Source organism: Pseudoalteromonas sp. J2K-J599, assembly GCF_059295115.2.
On record NZ_CM200271.1, the window covers coordinates 2,857,231 to 2,876,969 of the forward strand.

The window sequence follows — 19,739 nt, forward strand, 5'->3', positions numbered from 1 at the left end:
AACCTAGATAACTTTTATTAATGCCACCTTGTTAACTTAGGTGGCATTTTTTTAACCTCTATTCAATACTTTTTAACTTTATTACCTCTTTTGCACTCAACAACATGATTAATATTGCATTAGTTCACAAAGCCCTTGCTTTATGTGCCAAAACACAAATAATGAAAGGATTAATTACAGGGTAAGAATGAGGACAATGAGCTATATACTAACCACCCAATGTGCTGATGATGTAGGCTTAATAGCTAAAATTACAGGGCTTTGCCATAAAAATAATTTAAACATTACGCGTAACAACGAATTTGTAGATAAAGACGCGCAGCGGTTTTTTATGCGTACAGAGCTTACAGGTGAGCCACAAAGCGACTTTTTAGATCAATTACGCGCACTGTTGCCACAAGGCGCTAAACTTGCGCTACATTGCGGCGCAAAAACTAAAGTAGTTTTACTGGCAACTAAAGAAGCTCATTGTTTAGGTGGTATGCTGTTAAAGCAATTTGAACAAACTCTTAATATTGAAGTACTCGCTGTAATTGCTAACTATGCTGATTTAGAGCCGCTAGCTAAAGGGTTTGGTGTGCCATTTCATGTTGTATCGCACGAAGGGTTAACCCGTAGCGAACATGATAAAAAGGTAGGCGATTTAATTGCCAGTTACAATCCTGACATTATTGGTCTTGCTAAATACATGCGTATTTTAAGTCCTGAATTTGTGGGTCGATTTGAAGGTAAAATAATTAATATTCATCACTCATTTTTGCCAGCATTTATAGGGGCTAAACCTTATCATCAAGCATTTGAGCGCGGTGTAAAAATTATTGGTGCTACCGCTCACTTTGTTAATAATGAGCTTGATGAAGGGCCTATTATTTTGCAAGATGTAACCAGCGTTACACATGCTAATACCGCCGAAATGATGGCTAAAATGGGCAAAGATGTTGAAAAGACTGTGTTTTGTAAAGCACTTCAACTTGCCTCAGAGCATAAGCTATTTATTAATGGTAATAAAACCGTGGTGTTTTCTTAGCATTAATCCAACTGCTTAATTATTCTACATATGAAAAAATGCCAGCATTGTTGCTGGCATTTTTTTGCTCATAAATAAGCTAATAACTTTTTAAATGTAAATTATGCCTCGCGGATTCAAATCTGAAGTGCATAACGTTTAGGCGGCTTTAGCCGCCAAGTGATCCTGCATCAATTTTGCAGGCGTTTCAAATCCAAGTGTCTTCCTCGGACGATTATTAAGTTGCTCAAGTACTGGTATAACTTGCGCTGGTGTTACCGCCTTAAAATCTGTGCTCTTCGGCCAATACTGGCGTAGTAATCCATTCGTGTTTTCATTCAATCCGCGCTCCCATGAGTGATAAGGGTGAGCAAAATAAACAGGAACACTTAAAGCCTCTGTGATTTGCTCGTGATAAGCGAACTCTTTTCCATTGTCAGCCGTGATGGTATGAAGCGCTGACCTATATGGCCTTAATAGTTCTATCGTCGCCGCAGTGACGGCTTGTGCTGTTTTGCCTGCCACCTGCGTTGATACAGTGAATTGGGTGACCCGCTCTACAATGGTAACAAGGGCGCCTCGATGACCTTTACCTATGACGGTATCTATTTCCCAATCTCCGATACGACCTTTCTCATCAACTATTTGTGGGCGTTCTTCAATGCTAACGCGATTTTTTATTTGCCCTCGGTTTGTTTTACCATGACTGCGCTTGTGATATTTCTTACCGTGTCGGCGCAGATGTAGGTATAACTCACCACCTGCTTTTTTATCTTCCCAGATATACAGATAAATGCATTCATGGCTGACAGACCGTTCACTTTCTTTACGCAACCATCCCGTTATTTGTTCAGGGCTCCACTTCTCATTAAGCTTCTGGGTAATTAAAGCCATCATTTCAGGTGTCATCTTAAGCGGTTTTCTTACACTTCTTCGGCGAAACAAAGCCCGCTCATGAGCTTGTTTGTGTCTGTAACCTCGCTTACCTGTATTTCTAGAAAGCTCTCTTGAAATCGTAGATTGCGATAAATTAGTTAGCTCAGCAATACTTTGTTGCGTAAAACCACTTTTCTTTAGAACGGCGATCTGGCATCTTTGCGCATAGGTCAGTTGTTTGTAATGTCTCATTGTAAAATCTCTTGCCGGAGAAAAAGTAGTTAGCTTATGAGCAACTGACCACTTAATCTACCCAAAACAAGTTATGCACTTACAATTTGAATCCAGGCCTGCTCTATTGGTTCGAGCTTTAATTTAGCGGCAATTAAAACGGCTTGGGTACGATTGTACACACCGAGTTTTCTAAATATGGCTGTAATGTGTGCTTTTACTGTCGCTTCTGATATGTGTAGTTCATAAGCAATTTGCTTATTAAGTAAACCTTCGTGCAGATATTGCAGCACTCGGTATTGTTGAGGCGTTAATGAGGCAACTTGCGCTGCTATTTCTCTATCTTCACCTTCAATTTCAGCTACTTTGTTTTTTAGCTCTTTTGGTAGCCATGTATCGCCTTCAAGTATTTGGTTAATTGCACTGGCAATATCATCAGACGATGATGATTTAGGAATAAAACCCATAGCGCCGTAACCCATTACTTTAGAAACGATATTCACGTCTTCACTACCCGAAACAACGGCAATAGGTAAGCTTGGGTATTCTTCTCTAATACGAATAAGACCATATAAATCACCATTACCTGGCATGTGAAGGTCTAGCAGTAATATATCAAGATCCTCTTGCTCGCTTAACACTTGCAGTGTGCTGTCAAAATCGGATGATTCAAAAACCTCTAAACCCTCAAATTTTGCGCTCAGTGCGCCCTTTAGTGCTTCACGAAATAACGGATGATCGTCCGCTATTAAAAACTGACTCATGGTTCACTCCTAATAAATTCGGCTGCCAGTTAGGTTTAAAACCTTTACTGACAGCCGATATACTACGTTTAGAATCAACTTGTAATCAAGTTTTTAACGCACATTTAACGATTTAATCTGTTCTCGATTAGTTCATCGACAACTGAAGGATCGGCAAGCGTTGACGTATCACCGAGTTGTTGGTGCTCATTTGCAGCGATTTTACGTAAAATACGACGCATAATCTTGCCTGAACGTGTTTTTGGCAAACCCGGTGACCATTGAATCATATCTGGAGATGCAATTGGGCTGAGCTCTTTACGAACCCAATTACGTACCTCTTTAGTTAATTCATCGCTTACAGTTACACCTTCGTTAGGCGTAATGTAAACATAAATACCTTGGCCTTTAATATCATGCGGGTAACCTACAACAGCAGCTTCTGCTACCGCTTCATGCGCAACTAACGCACTTTCAATTTCGGCAGTACCAAGGCGGTGCCCAGACACATTAAGTACATCGTCCACACGACCTGTGATCCAGTAATAACCATCTTCATCACGACGACAACCATCGCCTGTAAAGTAAACTCCTGGGTAGGCGCTAAAATAAGTTTGTTCAAAACGTTCATGGTCGCCATAAACAGTTCGAGCTTGCGATGGCCAACTATCTAAAATAACTAAATTACCATCTACGGCACCTTCGAGTGTATTACCTTCAGCATCAAATAATGCAGGCGCAATACCAAAAAATGGATGTGTTGCAGAACCTGGTTTTGTATCAGTAGCACCCGGAAGTGGTGTGATCATAATGCCACCGGTTTCTGTTTGCCACCATGTATCAACAATCGGGCAATTAGATTTACCAATACTCTCGTAATACCATGTCCACGCTTCTGGATTTATTGGCTCACCTACTGAACCTAAAATACGTAAACTATCGCGATGTGACGAAGCTGTAGGCTCATCACCTTTAGCCATTAGTGCTCTAATTGCTGTAGGGGCGGTATATAAAATAGTAACACCGTGTTTATCAACTACTTCGCCCATACGCCCTGCAGTTGGATAAGTGGGGACTCCTTCAAATAAAACCTGAGTACAACCGTTTACTAATGGCCCGTACGCAATGTAACTGTGGCCTGTGATCCAACCTACATCGGCACTACACCAATACACATCATCTTCTTTTAAATCAAATACGTATTCATGTGTCATTGATGAGTAAACTAAGTAGCCACCTGTAGTATGTACAACACCTTTAGGCTGACCAGTAGAACCTGATGTATACAATATAAACAAAGGATCTTCAGCATTCATTGGCTCTGGCTCACACTGTGCTGGTAAGTCAGCAACTAGCTCGTGCCACCATATATCGTGCTCATTCCAATCAACTTCACCGCCTGTTAATTGGTGCACAATAACGTGTTCAATTGTGGTTACAGTTTCTTGCGCTACCGCTTCATCTACATTTGCTTTTAATGGAACACAATTTCCTGCTCTGCGTCCCTCATCAGAAGTAATAACAACCTTAGCACCAGAATCTCTAATACGATCAGCAATAGCCGATGGTGAAAAACCACCAAATACAACAGAATGAATAGCACCAATACGTGCACAAGCTTGCATTGCATACACCGCTTGTGGGGTCATTGGCATATAAATAGCTACGCGGTCACCTTTTTGTACACCCAGTTTTTTTAAACCATTGGCAAATTTAGCCACTTCGTCATGAAGTTTTTGATAAGTAATGTTCTCACTTTGAGAAGGATCATCTCCTTCCCAAATAAGCGCAATTTTGTCTGCTTTCGTTTTTAAGTGGCGGTCAATACAGTTGTAAGACGCATTTAAATAGCCATCTTCATACCATTTAATACTGATGTGGCCTTTATCAAAAGAGGTGTTTTTAACTTTAGTGTAAGGAGTAGACCAATCGAGGCGTTTGCCATGCTCACGCCAAAAACTTTCAGGGTCATCAATAGATTGCTTATAAAGCGTATTATATTTATTTTTATCAATGAGAGTCGCATCTTTAATATGCGCAGGAACTGGATAGATACTTTGTGACATCTTCGTCTCCATTTAAATTACTTGCCTTAAGCTTTTATCAAGGATTACTCAGCAGTACTTTATTAAGTATTAGACCTTAGTTGTACTCTACTCCAATTTACTCATTCGTAGTTTATAATCCACCTGCTTTCAATTTTTTTACATAAATAATACAACGCGTTAAATGTAAGTAAATGCAAACTAATCAACTCTAAAACCTTAGTCTTATAGACCAATAGGTAATTGAGTAAATATTGCACATATTCAAAAGTGTTTGTGTACTTTAATAAAGATATTTGCGGTATTACTTGCTAAAGCTTTATTTAACGAATGAAAACAATATGTGTATTGAAAAGCCAAATTAACACCCTTTTTTATTCGTAAGTAATACTAGTAGCAAGTAATACAACCTTACATGAAAAAAAAAGCAACAAACAACAAGTAGCCTATAAAGGACACCACAATGAAATTTACCCCATTAAAAACATTAGCAGCAAGCGCTGTATTATGTGCATTATCAAGCACTGCTTATGCAGCGACTGCCGCAAAAATTGGTGATACGGAATTTACTTACGGTGGATACATTAAACTCGACTCTATGTGGAGTGATTATTCAGCGGGTGCGCCTGCAGGCTCAAACGTAGGTCGTGACTTTTACGTACCAAGTACGTTAACAGTTGGCGATGATAACAGCTCAGATGCTGTATTTGATATGCATGCTCGTGAGTCACGTTTTAACTTTGGCACAGCCACTGTTATGGATAACGGTAAAACCGTTAATACTAAAATTGAAATTGACTTTTTGGCCTCGGCTGCTGGCGGTAATGAGCGAGTTTCAAATTCTTACGCCCCGCGTATTCGCCATGCCTTTGTGACTTACGATGGTTGGTTATTTGGTCAAACATGGTCTAACTTCCAAAACGTGGGGGCGCTTGCTGAAACGCTTGATTTTGTAGGCCCTGCTGAGGGCACTGTGTTCGTGCGTCAATCGCAAATTAAATACACCACTGGCGCATGGTCGTTTTCATTAGAAAACCCAGAAAGTACAATTTCTACTACTAGCGGTATGGTAGTAACTGATGATGCATCATTGCCTGACTTTACAGCTCGTTACACACACAAAGCCGATTGGGGTAACATTGTGGTTGCAGCGCTTGCTCGCCAACTTACTTATAAAGTAGGCAGTGTTGATGCAGATGAAACTTCTTTTGGTATTAGTGCATCAGGTAAAATAAACCTTGGTGAAGACAACCTTAAATTTATGCTTACTCAAGGTAAAGGCTTAGGCCGTTACGTAGGCTTAAACGTTGCTCACGGTGCAGTACTTAATGGCGATGAACTAGATGCAATTGATTCGACTTCTGGTTTTGTTGCTTACCAGCACAAGTGGACAAGCCAATGGCGTTCAACGTTCTTATACTCATTCTTCTCTGCTGATAACAACACTGATTTATTAGCTATTTCTGGTGATCCGACTGAATCAAGCCAAAGCTATAGCGCTAACATTCTATACTCACCGGTTAAACGTCTAACTTTTGGTGCTGAGCTAAAGCATGCTGAGCGTGAAACTGAAAGCGGCGTTGATGGCGATTTAGACCGCTTACAGTTTTCTGTTAAATACTCTTTTTAATAACTAGAAAGCTAACTACTTTAAAAAGCGGCCTAGGCCGCTTTTTTTATAAGCGAGATTGAGTTCTATATAATTCATCAATTCGTACCTAAAATCTTTATATGTGGCGCTAAAATCCAAAAAAATAGAATTATTATTGATAAAAACACTAAACACAATTGCAAATCGATATCATTTAGATTAAGTTACGCACTTCTTTTGAACTAACTGGAAAAACTTATGTCGTCCCCTCAAGTTTTGCGTTTATCTAAACTAAGCTTTGCTACTTCTTTAATTTTATCTGGTTATGCACTTGCTGATGAGGCAAATGTAAAATCTGAACCTCTCGAAAAAATTGCGGTATATGGTCAGCATCATAAAAACTACATTACTGAAGAAGCGCAATCGGCTACCAAACTAGGTTTAACAATTAAAGAAACACCACAATCAATCTCGGTAGTTTCACGCGCACTAATGGACGACTTTTCACTAGACGACATAAACTCAGTACTTGAAAGCACGCCAGGCGTAACAGTAGAGCAAATAGAAACAGATCGTACTTACTTTAAGGCCCGTGGTTTTGAAATTACGAACTTTCAAGTTGATGGCTTAGGGATCCCACAAAGCTCAGGCTCTATTCAAGGTAGTCTTGATACATCAATTTATGACCGTGTAGAGATAGTTCGCGGTGCTAATGGTTTAATGACTGGCGCCGGTAATCCTTCTGCAACTGTAAACATGGTTTTAAAAAAGCCAACTTATACAACACAGGCAAATGCATCAGCATCGTATGGCTCATGGAATAAAAAACGTTTAGATTTAGATGTATCTACGCCAATAAATGAAGACCACGCTGTACGCGCTGTATTTACAAAGCAAAAAGCTGACTCATATTTAGATCGCTACGAAACAGATAAAACCATTGTTTACTTAGCCTACGAAGGCAAATTAACAGACAACACATTATTAAGCGTTAACTACGTTAACCAACAAAAAGACGCAGATAGCCCGCTGTGGGGTGCACTACCTCTTTATTATACAGACGGAACAGCAACCGATTACGACGAATCAACCAGCACCGCTGCTGACTGGTCTTACTGGGATAACAGTGCTGAGCAAGTATATGTAACACTTGAACAAAACTTATCGGCAACATGGGTAGCTAGAGCACGTTATGCTCACATCGAAAACGAACAAGACTCAGAGTTGTTCTACGTATACGGCACCCCTGATAAAGATACTGAACTTGGTTTAACAGGTTATGCTAGCCGTTATGATTACGAAGATAAGCATGACTTATTTGATTTATATGCCAGTGGTAAGTTTGATTTATTTGGCCAAGAGCACGACCTATCATTTGGTGTTAGCCAAGCTAAAATGGATTACAACGAGCAGTCTCTTTACGATTATACTACAGGCAATGGTTTTCCAGCTATGCCATCACTTAAAACGTGGGATGGTGTAGTACCAGAGGCAACACTTGCTGATGGCTTAAATGGTAGTGATATTACTAACGAGCAAAAATCAGCTTACATATCTACTCGCATTAGATTAAGTGAGCCTTTAAGTGTGCTCGCTGGTGTGCGTTATACCGATTGGAAAACAAAAGGGAGTGCTTACGGTGTTGAGCAAACAAGAAGCGACTCTGAAGTTATTCCTTATATTGGCACGGTGTACGACTTTAACGAGTCTCTATCAGCTTATGCAAGCTACACAGAAACATTTGTACCGCAAAAAGAGCTTGATATTAATGCCAACCAATTAGCTCCCGTAATAGGTAAAAGCAGTGAAGTTGGTATAAAAGCACAGTTACTTGATGACCAAATTTTCGTAACTTTTGCTTACTTCGATGCAAAGCAGGAAGGGCTTGCCATAGCTTTACCCGACTCACTACCTAGTGATACGCGTTATTATGCAGCAGATGGTATTAACAGCAACGGCTTTGAAGTTGAACTAAGTGGTCGAATAACTGATGATTTAAGCGCAAGTGTAAGTTTTAGTAACCTAACTATTGATGGTGATGATTTAGTTAAAGATTACACACCTGAAAACCAACTTAAAGTGGCCGCAACCTACCAAGTACCTTTAGTTGATGGTTTATCATTTGGTGCAAACTATCGCTGGCAGGATTCAACTAGCCGCGTTCAAGTCGAAGATGCAAATGGTATTGCAAGCGTCACTACTCACCAAGATGCATACGGGTTACTTGATTTAATGGCCACTTACGAAATTACAGATAACGTAGGAGTCACTTTCAATGTAAATAACACCACCGGTGAAAAATATTTGCACAGCCTGTACTGGGCACAAGGTTACTACGGTGCACCTCGTAACTACGCCCTATCTGTAAACTGGCAATTATAAATATATTTGATTAATTAAAGACTCTAGATTTTTTTAATTCAATAGAAAAAAACGACACATTTTTAATGTGTCGTTTTTATTTTATCTAACCTGATGTAAGTTTTTAATAACAAAAAAGCGCTAATCATTACTGATTAGCGCTTTTCAAAGCTCGGGTCAAATCAAGCTTAAAAACTCATTTGGGTGCAGTTTAAAGGTCTGGATCGTCGCCTAACTTATCTTCACCGTCTTCAGGTTCAATAGTTGCTTTTAGTAAAAGCATTTCGCGTAACTTACCTTCAATCTCATCTGCAATTTCTGGGTTTTCTTTCAAAAACTTAATTGAGTTAGATTTACCTTGGCCAACCTTGTTGCCACTGTAACTGTACCAAGCACCTGCTTTTTCAACAATTTTATGCTTAACACCTAAATCAATTAACTCGCCTTGCTTAGAAATACCTTCGCCATACATGATGATAAATTCAGCTTGTTTAAATGGCGGCGCTACTTTGTTTTTAACAATTTTAACACGGGTTTCGTTACCAACAACTTCATCACCTTCTTTCACCGAACCAATACGACGAATATCAATACGTACCGATGCGTAAAACTTAAGTGCATTACCACCCGTTGTTGTTTCTGGGTTACCAAACATAACACCAATTTTCATACGGATTTGGTTAATGAAAATACATAACGTGTTAGAGCGTTTAATATTACCAGTAAGCTTACGTAATGCCTGTGACATTAAACGTGCTTGTAAGCCCATGTGCGAGTCGCCCATGTCGCCTTCAATCTCAGCTTTTGGTGTAAGTGCAGCAACCGAGTCAATAATAACGACGTCTACTGCGCTTGAACGTACTAACATGTCACAAATTTCTAGTGCTTGCTCACCTGTATCAGGTTGAGATACAAAAAGGTCATCAATATTTACACCTAGTTTTTGTGCATATACAGGATCAAGAGCATGCTCAGCATCAATAAAGGCACATGTTTTACCTTCTTTTTGAGCTTCTGCGATAACTTGTAAAGTAAGCGTTGTTTTACCAGATGACTCAGGACCATACACTTCAACAATACGTCCCATAGGTAAGCCACCTATGCCTAAGGCAATATCAATACCTAGTGAACCTGTAGATACAGATTCAATGTTTAACGCTTTGTTGTCACCCAATTTCATAATTGAGCCTTTACCAAATTGACGTTCAATTTGTGATAGTGCTGCGTCTAACGCTTTTTGTTTGTTATCGTTCATTTTGTTCTCCAATCCAGCTAATGCGAACAAGTATACTGTATGAAATCACAGTATCAAGCTAATTTTTTCATTTTATCTCATCTATTACACTTTTTAATGCAAATACAATAGCTTGCAGTCTTACTTGAGCCCTATCACCAGTAAATATTTGTTTAAAGGTCAGTACTTTGTCATCAATTTGTATGCCAAACCATACAAGTCCAACAGGTTTACCTTCTGTCGCCCCGCCAGGCCCTGCAATGCCCGATACAGCTATAGATATATTAGCGTTTGTTGCTTTAATAGCACCTACTGCCATTTCATGGACTGTTTGCTCGCTCACAGCACCGTATTGATTTAATGTACTAGCACTAACATTGAGCAAATCTTGCTTTGCTTGGTTACTATAAGTGACAAATGCACGGTCGATATAAGCTGAACTTCCAGGTGTATCGGTAAGCGCATAACTCACTCCGCCACCAGTACATGACTCAGCAGTAGTGATCCATAAGCATTTATCCGTTAAAATAGCGCCTAATTGCGCAGCAAGTGTTTTAATCTCTTGATGTAATTCCATATTCAGCCTTTGGGTAAATACATGTCGTTTGATCTTTATGCACCACACACTATAAAACAACAAACCCCTATGATGCAGCAGTATCTAAAAATAAAATCAGAGCATCGCGATATTTTATTGTTTTATCGTATGGGCGATTTTTACGAACTTTTTTTTGATGACGCTAAACGCGCCGCTCAATTACTCGATATTTCGCAAACTCATCGTGGTAAAGCTGGCGGCGATCCCATTCCTATGGCGGGCGTACCCTACCATGCGGTAGAAAACTACTTAGCACGTCTAGTCCAAATGGGTGAGTCAGTCGCTATCTGCGAACAAGTGGGAGACCCTGCAACCAGTAAAGGCCCTGTTGATCGTAAAGTAGTGCGTATAGTTACACCCGGTACAATTTCTGATGAAGCGCTTTTACAAGAACGACAAGACAATCTCCTTACCAGCGTTTGGCAAAGTAAAAAAGGCCTATACGGGATTGCTTATTTAGACATTAACTCTGGTCGTTTTAATATTGTCGAAGTAAATACCGACGAAGCCTTTAGCTCAACTATTCAGCGCCTATCACCAGCCGAGCTTCTGTATAGCGAAAGCTTTGAAAACGTTCATTTAATTGAACATATAAAAGGTGCTCGCCGTCGCCCAGAGTGGGAATTCGACTTAGATACGGCTCAGCACTTATTATGCGATCAGTTTGGTACTAAAGATTTAGTTGGCTTTGGTGTTGATAAAGCCCATAGCGCGCTTGTTGCTGCAGGTTGCCTAATGCAATACGTAAAAGATACACAACGTATTGCACTGCCACATATTCGTGCAATTACGCTTGAGCACAACGAACACGCTGTTATTTTAGATGCCGCTACCCGTAAAAATTTAGAATTAACTGTTAATTTATCGGGCGGGTTTGAAAATACACTTGCTCAAGTACTTGATAAAACAGCAACGCCAATGGGTTCTCGCTTACTTAAGCGCCGTATTCATACACCAATTCGTAATAAAGACGAGCTAAATTCACGTTTAAATGCAATTAGCGCTATTTTAGATGCGCAGCTTTGTGGTGAATTACACGAATCATTAAAAGAGATTGGTGATGTAGAGCGTGTTATTGCACGCCTAGCTTTATGTACTGCACGCCCGCGTGATTTAACTCGCCTGCGCAGTGCGCTACAAGCACTTGCACCACTGCATACTTTGTTAGCTGACGCTAACGATCCTCGTATAGCAGGTATCATCAAGCACTCGCCTGAACTCCCTGATTTACAAGCGTTATTAGAACGAGCTGTGATAGAAAACCCACCGGTACTTATTCGTGACGGTGGTGTTATTGCTCCAGGTTACAATAGTGAACTTGATGAGTGGCGTAACTTAAGCAAAGGTGCCACTGATGTCCTTGAGCAATTAGAACTGCGAGAGCGCGAACGTACGGGCATTAGTACGCTTAAAATTGGTTATAACCGCGTACATGGCTTTTTTATTGAAGTAAGTAGAGCTAATGCGCACTTAGTGCCAGCCGACTACATTCGTCGCCAAACGCTTAAAAATAACGAACGCTACATTATTCCAGAGCTTAAAGAGCACGAGGATAAAGTACTCGGTAGCCAATCAAAAGCTCTCGCGCTTGAAAAACAACTATACGAGGAGCTGTTTAGATTTATTGCTCCACATATTGAGCAGTTGCAAATGATGGCAGCAGCATTGGCCGATTTAGACGTTTTAAACAATTTAGCTGAGCGTGCATTCGCACTCAATTATGCAAAACCAGAATTGTGCGATAACGACAATATAAGCATTAAGCAAGGTCGTCACCCTGTTGTTGAACAAGTAATGAAAGAACCGTTTATTGCTAACCCTGTTGAATTAAACAGCCAACGTAAAATGCTAATTATTACCGGTCCAAACATGGGCGGTAAATCAACCTATATGCGCCAAACGGCACTTATTGTTTTAATGGCTCACATTGGCAGTTATGTACCCGCTGACAGCGCTAAAATTGGTAATATCGACCGCATATTTACACGTATTGGTGCAAGCGATGATTTAGCATCAGGGCGTTCAACCTTCATGGTAGAAATGACCGAAACAGCAACGATTTTAAATAATGCAACTGCGCAGTCTTTAGTATTAATGGATGAGATTGGTCGCGGTACAAGTACTTACGATGGACTCTCTCTTGCGTATGCAACAGCCGATCATTTAGCATCAAAAATATCTGCTAAAACATTGTTTGCTACGCACTACTTTGAATTAACAGAACTTGCTGAGCAAACTACGGGCCTTGTAAACGTGCACCTTGATGCAATAGAGCATAACGACACGATTGCATTTATGCATACAGTTCTCGACGGTGCAGCAAGCAAAAGCTTTGGTTTACAAGTAGCAGCTCTTGCAGGTGTGCCAAAAGCTGTGATTGCACAAGCAAAGCAAAAACTTAAGTTGCTTGAAAATCATCAAAGCGTTACTGCACCAAATACAGAGCAACAAGCCTTTACTTTTAATAACGAAATTGCACAAAGTACACCTTCAGAAGTTGAAGAGCAGTTAAGCGCAATCGACCCTGATAATTTATCGCCACGCCAAGCGCACGATTTGTTATATAAACTAAAAGCATTGCTGTAATTTATATCACCTAATTTACAAGCATAAAAAAAGCCGAAGAATAAACTCTTCGGCTTTTTAACACACATAGTCTCTTAAACTATTTAACTAGTTACGAAAACTGATTAAACAAGCTATCTGTACTTAAACCTTCTTGTTGCAAAATGTCTTTTAGACGACGTAATGCCTCTACCTGAATTTGTCTTACTCGCTCACGTGTTAAGCCTATTTCACGACCTACATCTTCAAGTGTAGATGGCTCATAGCCAAGCAGTCCAAATCGACGTGCTAACACTTCACGTTGTTTAGGGTTTAATTCACCTAACCAATCAACAATATGTTTATTAATATCATTATTTTGTACTTCGCCTTCAGGACCAGCACTTTTTTCATCAGGGATGATATCAAGTAGTACACTGTCGTTTTCGCCACCAATAGGCATGTCTACTGATGCAATTCTTTCGTTTAAACGTAGCATTTTAGTAACGTCTTCAACGGGTCTATCTAGGCAAGCTGCAATTTCGTCAGCTGTTGGCTCATGGTCAAGCTTTTGAGTTAACTCACGCGCTGTACGCAAATAAACATTAAGCTCTTTAACTACATGAATAGGTAAGCGAATGGTACGCGTTTGGTTCATAATGGCACGTTCAATTGTTTGACGTATCCACCATGTAGCGTAAGTAGAGAATCTAAATCCACGCTCAGGGTCAAATTTTTCAACTGCGCGAATTAAGCCTAAGTTACCCTCTTCAATTAAATCAAGTAGAGCAAGGCCGCGATTATTGTAACGACGTGCTATTTTAACAACCAAACGTAAGTTACTTTCAATCATACGTTTACGTGAGGCTTCACACCCTCGAAGTGATTTGCGAGAAAAAAACACTTCTTCTTCAGCACTAAGCAAAGGAGAAAAACCAATTTCGCCTAAATAAAGTTGAGTTGCGTCAAGATTTTTAGTTACTTCTTCTTTAGCAAAGATTTCATCGTCGTCTACTTTATCTAGTAGAGCTGTGCTTTCATCAACATCGATGTCATCGAACTTTTCGTCAGTCGTAGTATGTTTGTCAAGTTTTGCTGCGCTAGCCATAAGCCTTCTCCCGAGCAATTATCAATACCTAAAAATTAGGGTAGGTATTTAGCAGGATTGACAGCTTGCCCTCGGTAGCGAATTTCAAAGCGAAGCGCGGTGACCGGAGATTCTGAATTACCAATTTCTGCTATTTTTTGTCCTGCCTTAACTTTCTGCTTTTCTTTAACAAGTAATTTCGAGTTATGTGCATAAGCACTTAGGTAATCATCATTATGTTTCAATATAATTAAACTACCATAACCTCGAAGGGCGTTACCCGCGTATACCACTGTTCCTTGTGCCGCAGCTAAGACTGAAGCCCCTTTGCGATTAGTAATCTGTAAACCTTTATAACCGTTTTCCTTATTAGAAAAGCGTTTGGTAATTTTGCCCTGTGCAGGCCAAAACCACTTAACTTTACTGCTCGACAAACGTTTAGTATTACTAATTTTGTTACTGGCTTGTTTCTGAACATACTCTCGTTGTTTTGGGGGATCAAGCTCTTTCTTTAAAATTTTGTTATTTTTTTGTAATTTTTTTATAGACTTTTTACTCGAATTCGTATAATTTCCATCCCTTTTTGTTTTTTCGGGCTTAGTGAGTAAGGAGATGTTTTGCCCAGGGAAAATTGTGTAAGGTGATGGAATTGAATTGTTTTTTGCAAGTAATCTAAAGTCTTGCCCAGCACTAAAGGCAATAGAGTAGAGCGTATCTCCTTTTTGTACTTTATAGCTAGCCCCATTGATGTTAACAGTATGACCTAAATCATTAACATTATTATTTAAGCTACTAACAGGTGCAGGAACATGGCGAGAAGAGCAACCAAAGAGAAAAATACTAATAAATATAGTTACATACAGTAAACACTGTTTATTCATTGTATTTTTCCCCTAAATTAGAAAATTGATATTTTTAACGCTTAACGCAATAAAAAGTAAGCTAGCGCAATTAATACCACTAATCCCCAACCAAGTATTTCAATATACTGACGTAATTTTCGCTCCATTTGAGCTCCGCCCCACTTCATTAAGGCTGAAACTAAAAAGAATCGCGCACCGCGCCCAATGGCTGATGCTATTAAAAATGGCAAAAATGCCATTTGTAAAACACCTGCGCCAATCGTAAATACTTTATATGGTATAGGCGAAAAACCGGCTAAAAACACAACCCAAACACCGTAATCCTTAAACCAGTTTAGTGCTATATCAAACTTTTCTTGCCAGTGCATTTGTGCAATCAATGGCTCTACAACGGGTTCAAATAGCCAAAAACCAAGTAAGTAACCAAGCACTCCACCAATAACCGATGCTATTGTGGCAAAGCTTGCAAATCGCCATGCTTTTTTAGGTTGCGCAAGTGACATAGGCGCAAGCATGACATCGGGTGGTATTGGAAAAAATACTGACTCTGCAAAACTCATTGCAGCTAAATAACGTTCCGCATGGCGGTGCTTTGCCCACACTAGGGCCATATCATATAACTTGGTAAACAACTTCAAAATGAATTCCTATTCAATATCGCCAGGTACTAACGGCACAAATCTAACGGGAGCAATAACATGCTCTTTATAATTATCGCCTTCGCGGATAACCATTACTAATTTTTGATCGCTCTCACCAATTGGGGCTAATAACACGCCACCATCGGCCAACTGAGCAAGTAAGTCTTGCGGAACTTTAGAGGCCGCAGCTGTCACTATAATACCATCAAACGGTGCTTGTGATTGCCAGCCTTGCCAACCATCACCATGCTTCATGGTTACATTATATAAATCGAGTTGTTGCAATCGACGTTTTGCCTGCCACTGAAGCGTTTTAATACGCTCTACCGAGTAAACCTTCGTAAACGTTTTGGCCAATATTGCAGTTTGATATCCAGAGCCAGTACCAATTTCCAGCACTTTATTGCGCACACCAGCTAAGCGAAGTAACTCAGTCATACGCGCGACTATATAAGGCTGGGAAATAGTTTGCCCTTGCCCAATCGGTAGCGCTGTATTTTCATAGGCTTTGTGTTTGAGCACATCATCTATAAACACATGACGTGGAACATCAGCTATAGCACTAAGTACTTGTGTATCTTCAACACCTTCACGCTTTAGTAAGTCAGATAGCGCTTTTGCACTGCGGGAATAATTAGCGAGCACGATTAATCTCCAAATCGGCTAACCACTCTCCTACTGCCTTTAAGCTATCTTTAGCTGTCATATCAACACTCAGTGGCGTAACTGAGGCATAGCCATTATTGATTGCGTAAAAGTCGGTGCCTTCACCAGCATCGCTTTCGGTGCCAAGCGATCCGTACCAATAAATATCACGGCCCCAAGGATCGGTTTGTTTCGTCATCGTTTCGGCTTTATGACGAGCACCTAAACGTGTTACTTGCACCCCTTTTAATTCACTTAATGGAATATCTGGCACATTAATATTTATTATTTGATCTTTAGGCAGCGGATGCGAAGCCAAGCCTTTAATAATATTGACGGTAACTGCAGCGGCTGTTTCAAAATGATCGCCATTATGTGAGCAAAGCGATACCGCAATTGCAGGCAGACCTAAATGGCGACCTTCAGTTGCAGCGGCAACAGTACCGGAATAAAGCGTGTCATCGCCTAAATTGGCACCATGGTTAATACCTGCAACAACTAGATCTGGCTTTTCATCAGCTAACTGATTTACGCCTAAATGTACGCAATCAGTGGGTGTGCCATTAACCGACATAAAACCATTTTCGAGTGTAGTCGCTCGTAGCGGGTTCATAAGTGTTAAAGAATTACTCGCGCCACTACAGTTGCGATCAGGTGCAACAAGGGTTACATCTGCAATTTGTATAAGCGCCTGATATAAAACCGCAATGCCTTTGGCATTTACGCCATCATCGTTACTTAACAGTATCTTCATTTATGCCATTATCCTTTTCTTTGCGCTCTCGAGGGCTAGCATCTGTGTAATCCACCAGCTCACGTAATAATGCGGTTGCAAAACACCCTTTTGGCAAACCAAAGCTTAGTTTTAGTGTGGTTTCATCAAGTGTTTCAACGGTTAAGTTTTGTGGAATTAAGCGCAGCATTCGGCGCTCATTTTTAAGGCCTAACTCACCTAAGCCATCACACCATGTTTGGAAAGGTTCGAGCCATATTTTTTCTTGTTCGGTTAAGCCTTTTTCGCTTTTTCCCACCATAGGTGCCGACATCATAATATCGCCGGTGGCTAATCGCTCTATGTTTTCGTCATTAATTGCATCTTCAAAAAATGCATTGCTGCCGCTGAGCATAAATACTTCACGGTGCATTGTTTTAGCTAAACCATGTTCTTTTACACGTAGGCTCACTAACTGATTAAATACATGCGATCGTGCTGCTGAAATAATAATACCGCGCAACTTTTTATCGCGAATACGCTCACCGGCAAACATTTTTTCAGCCATAACTAAGTTATGACCACCATGACCAAAGCGCTGTTCACCAAAGTAATTAGGCACACCTGCGCGTACTGCGTTAATGCGGCATAAAATATCAAGAGGCTTGGTTACGTTACGAAGCGTAATAGTAAATTTATTACCTTTGTGGCAGCCCGTACGTAACTTACGGTCGTGGCGCTGTTGCGACACAATAAAAATACTCTCACTATTTAAATCACTAAAATCGATAGGCTTTTTAATTGGTACTTTTACACTAAACCACTGTGAGCACACACCGTGGCGATCTTTCATGCCTGCATAGCTTACGTCTCGCGGTGAAACACCCGCACGCTGTGCAATTAGCTTTGCAACGTATTGCGTGTTTTCGCCTTTTTTAACCACCTGCAAACACACGTGTTCGCCACTGCCGGTAAATTCTATACCTAAGTCTTCATCAACCATAAAGTCTTCAGCTGTGGTTTTAAAATCAGCTTTAGAAAGCGGCGCACCGTATAAATAATTTAAATCGCTCATGCGTTTTTTGTACTCGCAAGCTCTTTACTCATAATAACTACTGCATGGCTAGAAATGCCTTCCTTGCGCCCTTCAAAGCCTAGCTTTTCGGTAGTAGTGGCTTTAACGTTAATTTGGCTAAGGTCACAATTTAAATCGCTGGCTAAATTAGCACGCATAGCTTGAATGTGTGACAACATTTTTGGTGCCTGAGCAACAATAGTCACATCGCCATTACCAAGTACATAACCTTGTTCTTTAGCTAAGCTCACCACATGGCGAAGTAAAATACGGCTATCGATATTTTCATACTCGCTTGCCGTATCGGGAAAGTGCTTACCAATATCACCCATTGCAAGTGAGCCTAAAATAGCATCGCATAATGCATGAATAGCAACATCACCATCTGAGTGCGCTAAAAAGCCCTGTGGGTAATCAATTTTTTCACCACAAATAGTTAACGGGCCTTCGCCGCCAAATTTATGTACGTCAAAACCATGGCCAATTCGTATCATAATCCACTCTCGTTTTGTTGTTTATGTAATAAAAACCCAGCCAGATCTAAATCCTCTGGCGTGGTTATTTTAATATTATCGCTACGACCTGCTACAAGCTTAACCGGTTTACCCGCCCACTCAATTGCACTGGCTTCATCGGTAATAGTAGCCCCACTTGCTAATGCGTTTTGCAGTGCATTTTTAAGCTCGTCATATTTAAAAAACTGCGGGGTAAGTGCTTGCCATAAATCATCTCGCGGCACAGTTTGTAGGGCATGAGTGTGGCCGCGTTTTATAGTGTCTTTTACTTTGCTAGCTAAAATACCGCCTTCATCAGCGTTAATGCATTCATCAATTAAACGTTCTATATCACTGATATTAACTAATGGACGAGCAGCATCATGCACCAATACCCATGTTGGTGGGTTAGGCGCTAAAAAAAGCAAGCTATTGAGCACCGAGTCGGCTCGCTCTTTTCCGCCACTGGCTCGCACAATGCGATTATCAAGCAGTGGGAGTTCGTCAAAATAGGGGTCGCTGTCGCTAAGGGCAACAACAATAGTGCGTAATTGAGGTAATTGAGAAAGTTTAGCTAAGGTGTGTTCTAAAATGGTTTTACCGGCTAATTGTATATATTGCTTAGGCGCATTGTGCTGCATTCTACTGCCAACACCCGCAGCAGGTACAATTGCTGCAATAGTCTGTTTATTTGTCATATTGTTTGCCCGGTAAAACACGAATAAATGTTTCGTCCGGTTTAATCATTCCCAATTCGTTGCGTGCACGCTCTTCAATGCCTTCTTGGCCAAGCTTTAAGTCTTCAATATCTGCTTTAAGTACTTTATTACGTTTAATGAGTTTTTCGTTGGTTTGATGATGCGACGTTACTGCACCTTTTAGTCGTGTGTAGTCTTGTAAGCCATTATGACCAAACCATAACCTGTATTGTACAAACAGTGCTAAGCACAGTAAGCCAACTTGAAAAATACGCATTTAACACTCCTTATTTTA

At 40.4% G+C, this 19,739-nt stretch carries 18 protein-coding genes; 4 read left to right on the forward strand and 14 right to left on the reverse strand.

Going from position 1 to position 19,739, the window contains the following annotated elements:
• Positions 1-196 precede the first annotated feature (196 nt).
• On the forward strand, positions 197-1,027 hold the full coding sequence (gene purU, locus AC5NT5_RS12910; RefSeq protein WP_024597310.1) for a formyltetrahydrofolate deformylase: 831 nt from the start codon (positions 197-199) through the stop codon (positions 1,025-1,027).
• Positions 1,028-1,165: 138 nt separating this feature from the next.
• Here purU and AC5NT5_RS12915 read toward each other — a convergent pair whose 3' ends face one another.
• The 3 genes from AC5NT5_RS12915 to acs all read right to left on the reverse strand — a co-directional run bounded on the left by AC5NT5_RS12915 (position 1,166) and on the right by acs (position 4,922).
• On the reverse strand, positions 1,166-2,134 hold the full coding sequence (locus AC5NT5_RS12915; protein ID WP_058154177.1) for an IS30 family transposase: 969 nt from the start codon (positions 2,132-2,134) through the stop codon (positions 1,166-1,168).
• 71 nt (positions 2,135-2,205) lie between these two features.
• On the reverse strand, positions 2,206-2,877 hold the full coding sequence (locus tag AC5NT5_RS12920) for a response regulator transcription factor (protein ID WP_494513992.1): 672 nt from the start codon (positions 2,875-2,877) through the stop codon (positions 2,206-2,208).
• Positions 2,878-2,981: 104 nt separating this feature from the next.
• Positions 2,982-4,922, reverse strand: coding sequence for an acetate--CoA ligase (acs, locus tag AC5NT5_RS12925; RefSeq protein WP_024597311.1), 1,941 nt, complete (start codon positions 4,920-4,922; stop codon positions 2,982-2,984).
• 442 nt (positions 4,923-5,364) lie between these two features.
• Between acs and AC5NT5_RS12930 the strand changes: the two genes are divergently transcribed.
• Positions 5,365-6,531 (forward strand): DcaP family trimeric outer membrane transporter, encoded by a 1,167-nt coding sequence (locus AC5NT5_RS12930; RefSeq protein ID WP_024600614.1) that lies wholly within the window; start codon positions 5,365-5,367, stop codon positions 6,529-6,531.
• A 219-nt stretch (positions 6,532-6,750) separates the two neighbouring features.
• Positions 6,751-8,874: a TonB-dependent siderophore receptor gene (locus tag AC5NT5_RS12935; RefSeq protein WP_182735930.1), complete on the forward strand. Its 2,124-nt coding sequence runs from the start codon at positions 6,751-6,753 to the stop codon at positions 8,872-8,874.
• Positions 8,875-9,064: 190 nt separating this feature from the next.
• On the opposite strand, the gene recA is transcribed toward AC5NT5_RS12935, so the two are convergent.
• Both recA and AC5NT5_RS12945 read right to left on the reverse strand, forming a co-directional pair.
• Positions 9,065-10,108, reverse strand: a complete 1,044-nt coding sequence (recA, locus tag AC5NT5_RS12940) for a recombinase RecA (RefSeq protein ID WP_002958952.1) — start codon at positions 10,106-10,108, stop codon at positions 9,065-9,067.
• A gap of 67 nt (positions 10,109-10,175) precedes the next feature.
• A complete protein-coding gene (locus AC5NT5_RS12945) occupies positions 10,176-10,664 on the reverse strand; it encodes a CinA family protein (protein WP_024597314.1) in 489 nt (162 codons plus the stop codon).
• Positions 10,665-10,685: 21 nt separating this feature from the next.
• Between AC5NT5_RS12945 and mutS the strand changes: the two genes are divergently transcribed.
• The gene (mutS, locus tag AC5NT5_RS12950) at positions 10,686-13,271 is read left to right on the forward strand and encodes a DNA mismatch repair protein MutS (RefSeq protein ID WP_182693730.1); all 2,586 of its coding nucleotides are present in this window, start codon (positions 10,686-10,688) and stop codon (positions 13,269-13,271) included.
• Positions 13,272-13,362: 91 nt separating this feature from the next.
• On the opposite strand, the gene rpoS is transcribed toward mutS, so the two are convergent.
• The 9 genes from rpoS to ftsB are packed head-to-tail and all read right to left on the reverse strand — an operon-like array spanning position 13,363 to position 19,721.
• A complete protein-coding gene (rpoS, locus tag AC5NT5_RS12955; RefSeq protein ID WP_002958955.1) occupies positions 13,363-14,337 on the reverse strand; it encodes an RNA polymerase sigma factor RpoS in 975 nt (324 codons plus the stop codon).
• A 35-nt stretch (positions 14,338-14,372) separates the two neighbouring features.
• Positions 14,373-15,197, reverse strand: a complete 825-nt coding sequence (locus AC5NT5_RS12960; RefSeq protein WP_182734146.1) for a peptidoglycan DD-metalloendopeptidase family protein — start codon at positions 15,195-15,197, stop codon at positions 14,373-14,375.
• Between the two features lie 41 nt (positions 15,198-15,238).
• Positions 15,239-15,817 carry a YqaA family protein gene (locus AC5NT5_RS12965; protein ID WP_494513991.1) on the reverse strand — a complete coding sequence of 193 codons (579 nt, stop codon included), beginning with the start codon at positions 15,815-15,817 and terminating at the stop codon, positions 15,239-15,241.
• Between the two features lie 9 nt (positions 15,818-15,826).
• Entirely contained in the window at positions 15,827-16,465 is a 639-nt protein-coding gene (locus AC5NT5_RS12970; RefSeq protein ID WP_165736244.1) for a protein-L-isoaspartate(D-aspartate) O-methyltransferase, read from the reverse strand.
• Positions 16,455-17,219, reverse strand: a complete 765-nt coding sequence (gene surE / locus AC5NT5_RS12975) for a 5'/3'-nucleotidase SurE (RefSeq protein WP_024600608.1) — start codon at positions 17,217-17,219, stop codon at positions 16,455-16,457. The genes AC5NT5_RS12970 and surE overlap by 11 nt, the downstream gene beginning before the upstream one ends.
• A complete protein-coding gene (truD, locus tag AC5NT5_RS12980) occupies positions 17,200-18,252 on the reverse strand; it encodes a tRNA pseudouridine(13) synthase TruD (protein ID WP_149594142.1) in 1,053 nt (350 codons plus the stop codon). Before truD ends, surE begins: the two co-directional genes overlap by 20 nt.
• The gene (gene ispF / locus AC5NT5_RS12985; RefSeq protein ID WP_494513990.1) at positions 18,249-18,746 is read right to left on the reverse strand and encodes a 2-C-methyl-D-erythritol 2,4-cyclodiphosphate synthase; all 498 of its coding nucleotides are present in this window, start codon (positions 18,744-18,746) and stop codon (positions 18,249-18,251) included. Before ispF ends, truD begins: the two co-directional genes overlap by 4 nt.
• Positions 18,743-19,444: a 2-C-methyl-D-erythritol 4-phosphate cytidylyltransferase gene (gene ispD, locus AC5NT5_RS12990; RefSeq protein WP_182673805.1), complete on the reverse strand. Its 702-nt coding sequence runs from the start codon at positions 19,442-19,444 to the stop codon at positions 18,743-18,745. Before ispD ends, ispF begins: the two co-directional genes overlap by 4 nt.
• The gene (gene ftsB / locus AC5NT5_RS12995; protein ID WP_002958963.1) at positions 19,434-19,721 is read right to left on the reverse strand and encodes a cell division protein FtsB; all 288 of its coding nucleotides are present in this window, start codon (positions 19,719-19,721) and stop codon (positions 19,434-19,436) included. Before ftsB ends, ispD begins: the two co-directional genes overlap by 11 nt.
• Positions 19,722-19,739 lie beyond the last annotated feature (18 nt).

Excerpts from the sequence above, each read along its gene's own strand:
- purU (WP_024597310.1), top strand. The coding sequence starts at position 197 with ATGAGCTATATACTAACCACCCAATGTGCTGATGATGTAGGCTTAATA.
- AC5NT5_RS12915 (WP_058154177.1), bottom strand. The coding sequence starts at position 2,134 with ATGAGACATTACAAACAACTGACCTATGCGCAAAGATGCCAGATCGCC.
- AC5NT5_RS12920 (WP_494513992.1), bottom strand. The coding sequence starts at position 2,877 with ATGAGTCAGTTTTTAATAGCGGACGATCATCCGTTATTTCGTGAAGCA.
- acs (WP_024597311.1), bottom strand. The coding sequence starts at position 4,922 with ATGTCACAAAGTATCTATCCAGTTCCTGCGCATATTAAAGATGCGACT.
- AC5NT5_RS12930 (WP_024600614.1), top strand. The coding sequence starts at position 5,365 with ATGAAATTTACCCCATTAAAAACATTAGCAGCAAGCGCTGTATTATGT.
- AC5NT5_RS12935 (WP_182735930.1), top strand. The coding sequence starts at position 6,751 with ATGTCGTCCCCTCAAGTTTTGCGTTTATCTAAACTAAGCTTTGCTACT.
- recA (WP_002958952.1), bottom strand. The coding sequence starts at position 10,108 with ATGAACGATAACAAACAAAAAGCGTTAGACGCAGCACTATCACAAATT.
- AC5NT5_RS12945 (WP_024597314.1), bottom strand. The coding sequence starts at position 10,664 with ATGGAATTACATCAAGAGATTAAAACACTTGCTGCGCAATTAGGCGCT.
- mutS (WP_182693730.1), top strand. The coding sequence starts at position 10,686 with ATGTCGTTTGATCTTTATGCACCACACACTATAAAACAACAAACCCCT.
- rpoS (WP_002958955.1), bottom strand. The coding sequence starts at position 14,337 with ATGGCTAGCGCAGCAAAACTTGACAAACATACTACGACTGACGAAAAG.
- AC5NT5_RS12960 (WP_182734146.1), bottom strand. The coding sequence starts at position 15,197 with ATGAATAAACAGTGTTTACTGTATGTAACTATATTTATTAGTATTTTT.
- surE (WP_024600608.1), bottom strand. The coding sequence starts at position 17,219 with ATGAAGATACTGTTAAGTAACGATGATGGCGTAAATGCCAAAGGCATT.
- truD (WP_149594142.1), bottom strand. The coding sequence starts at position 18,252 with ATGAGCGATTTAAATTATTTATACGGTGCGCCGCTTTCTAAAGCTGAT.
- ispF (WP_494513990.1), bottom strand. The coding sequence starts at position 18,746 with ATGATACGAATTGGCCATGGTTTTGACGTACATAAATTTGGCGGCGAA.
- ispD (WP_182673805.1), bottom strand. The coding sequence starts at position 19,444 with ATGACAAATAAACAGACTATTGCAGCAATTGTACCTGCTGCGGGTGTT.
- ftsB (WP_002958963.1), bottom strand. The coding sequence starts at position 19,721 with ATGCGTATTTTTCAAGTTGGCTTACTGTGCTTAGCACTGTTTGTACAA.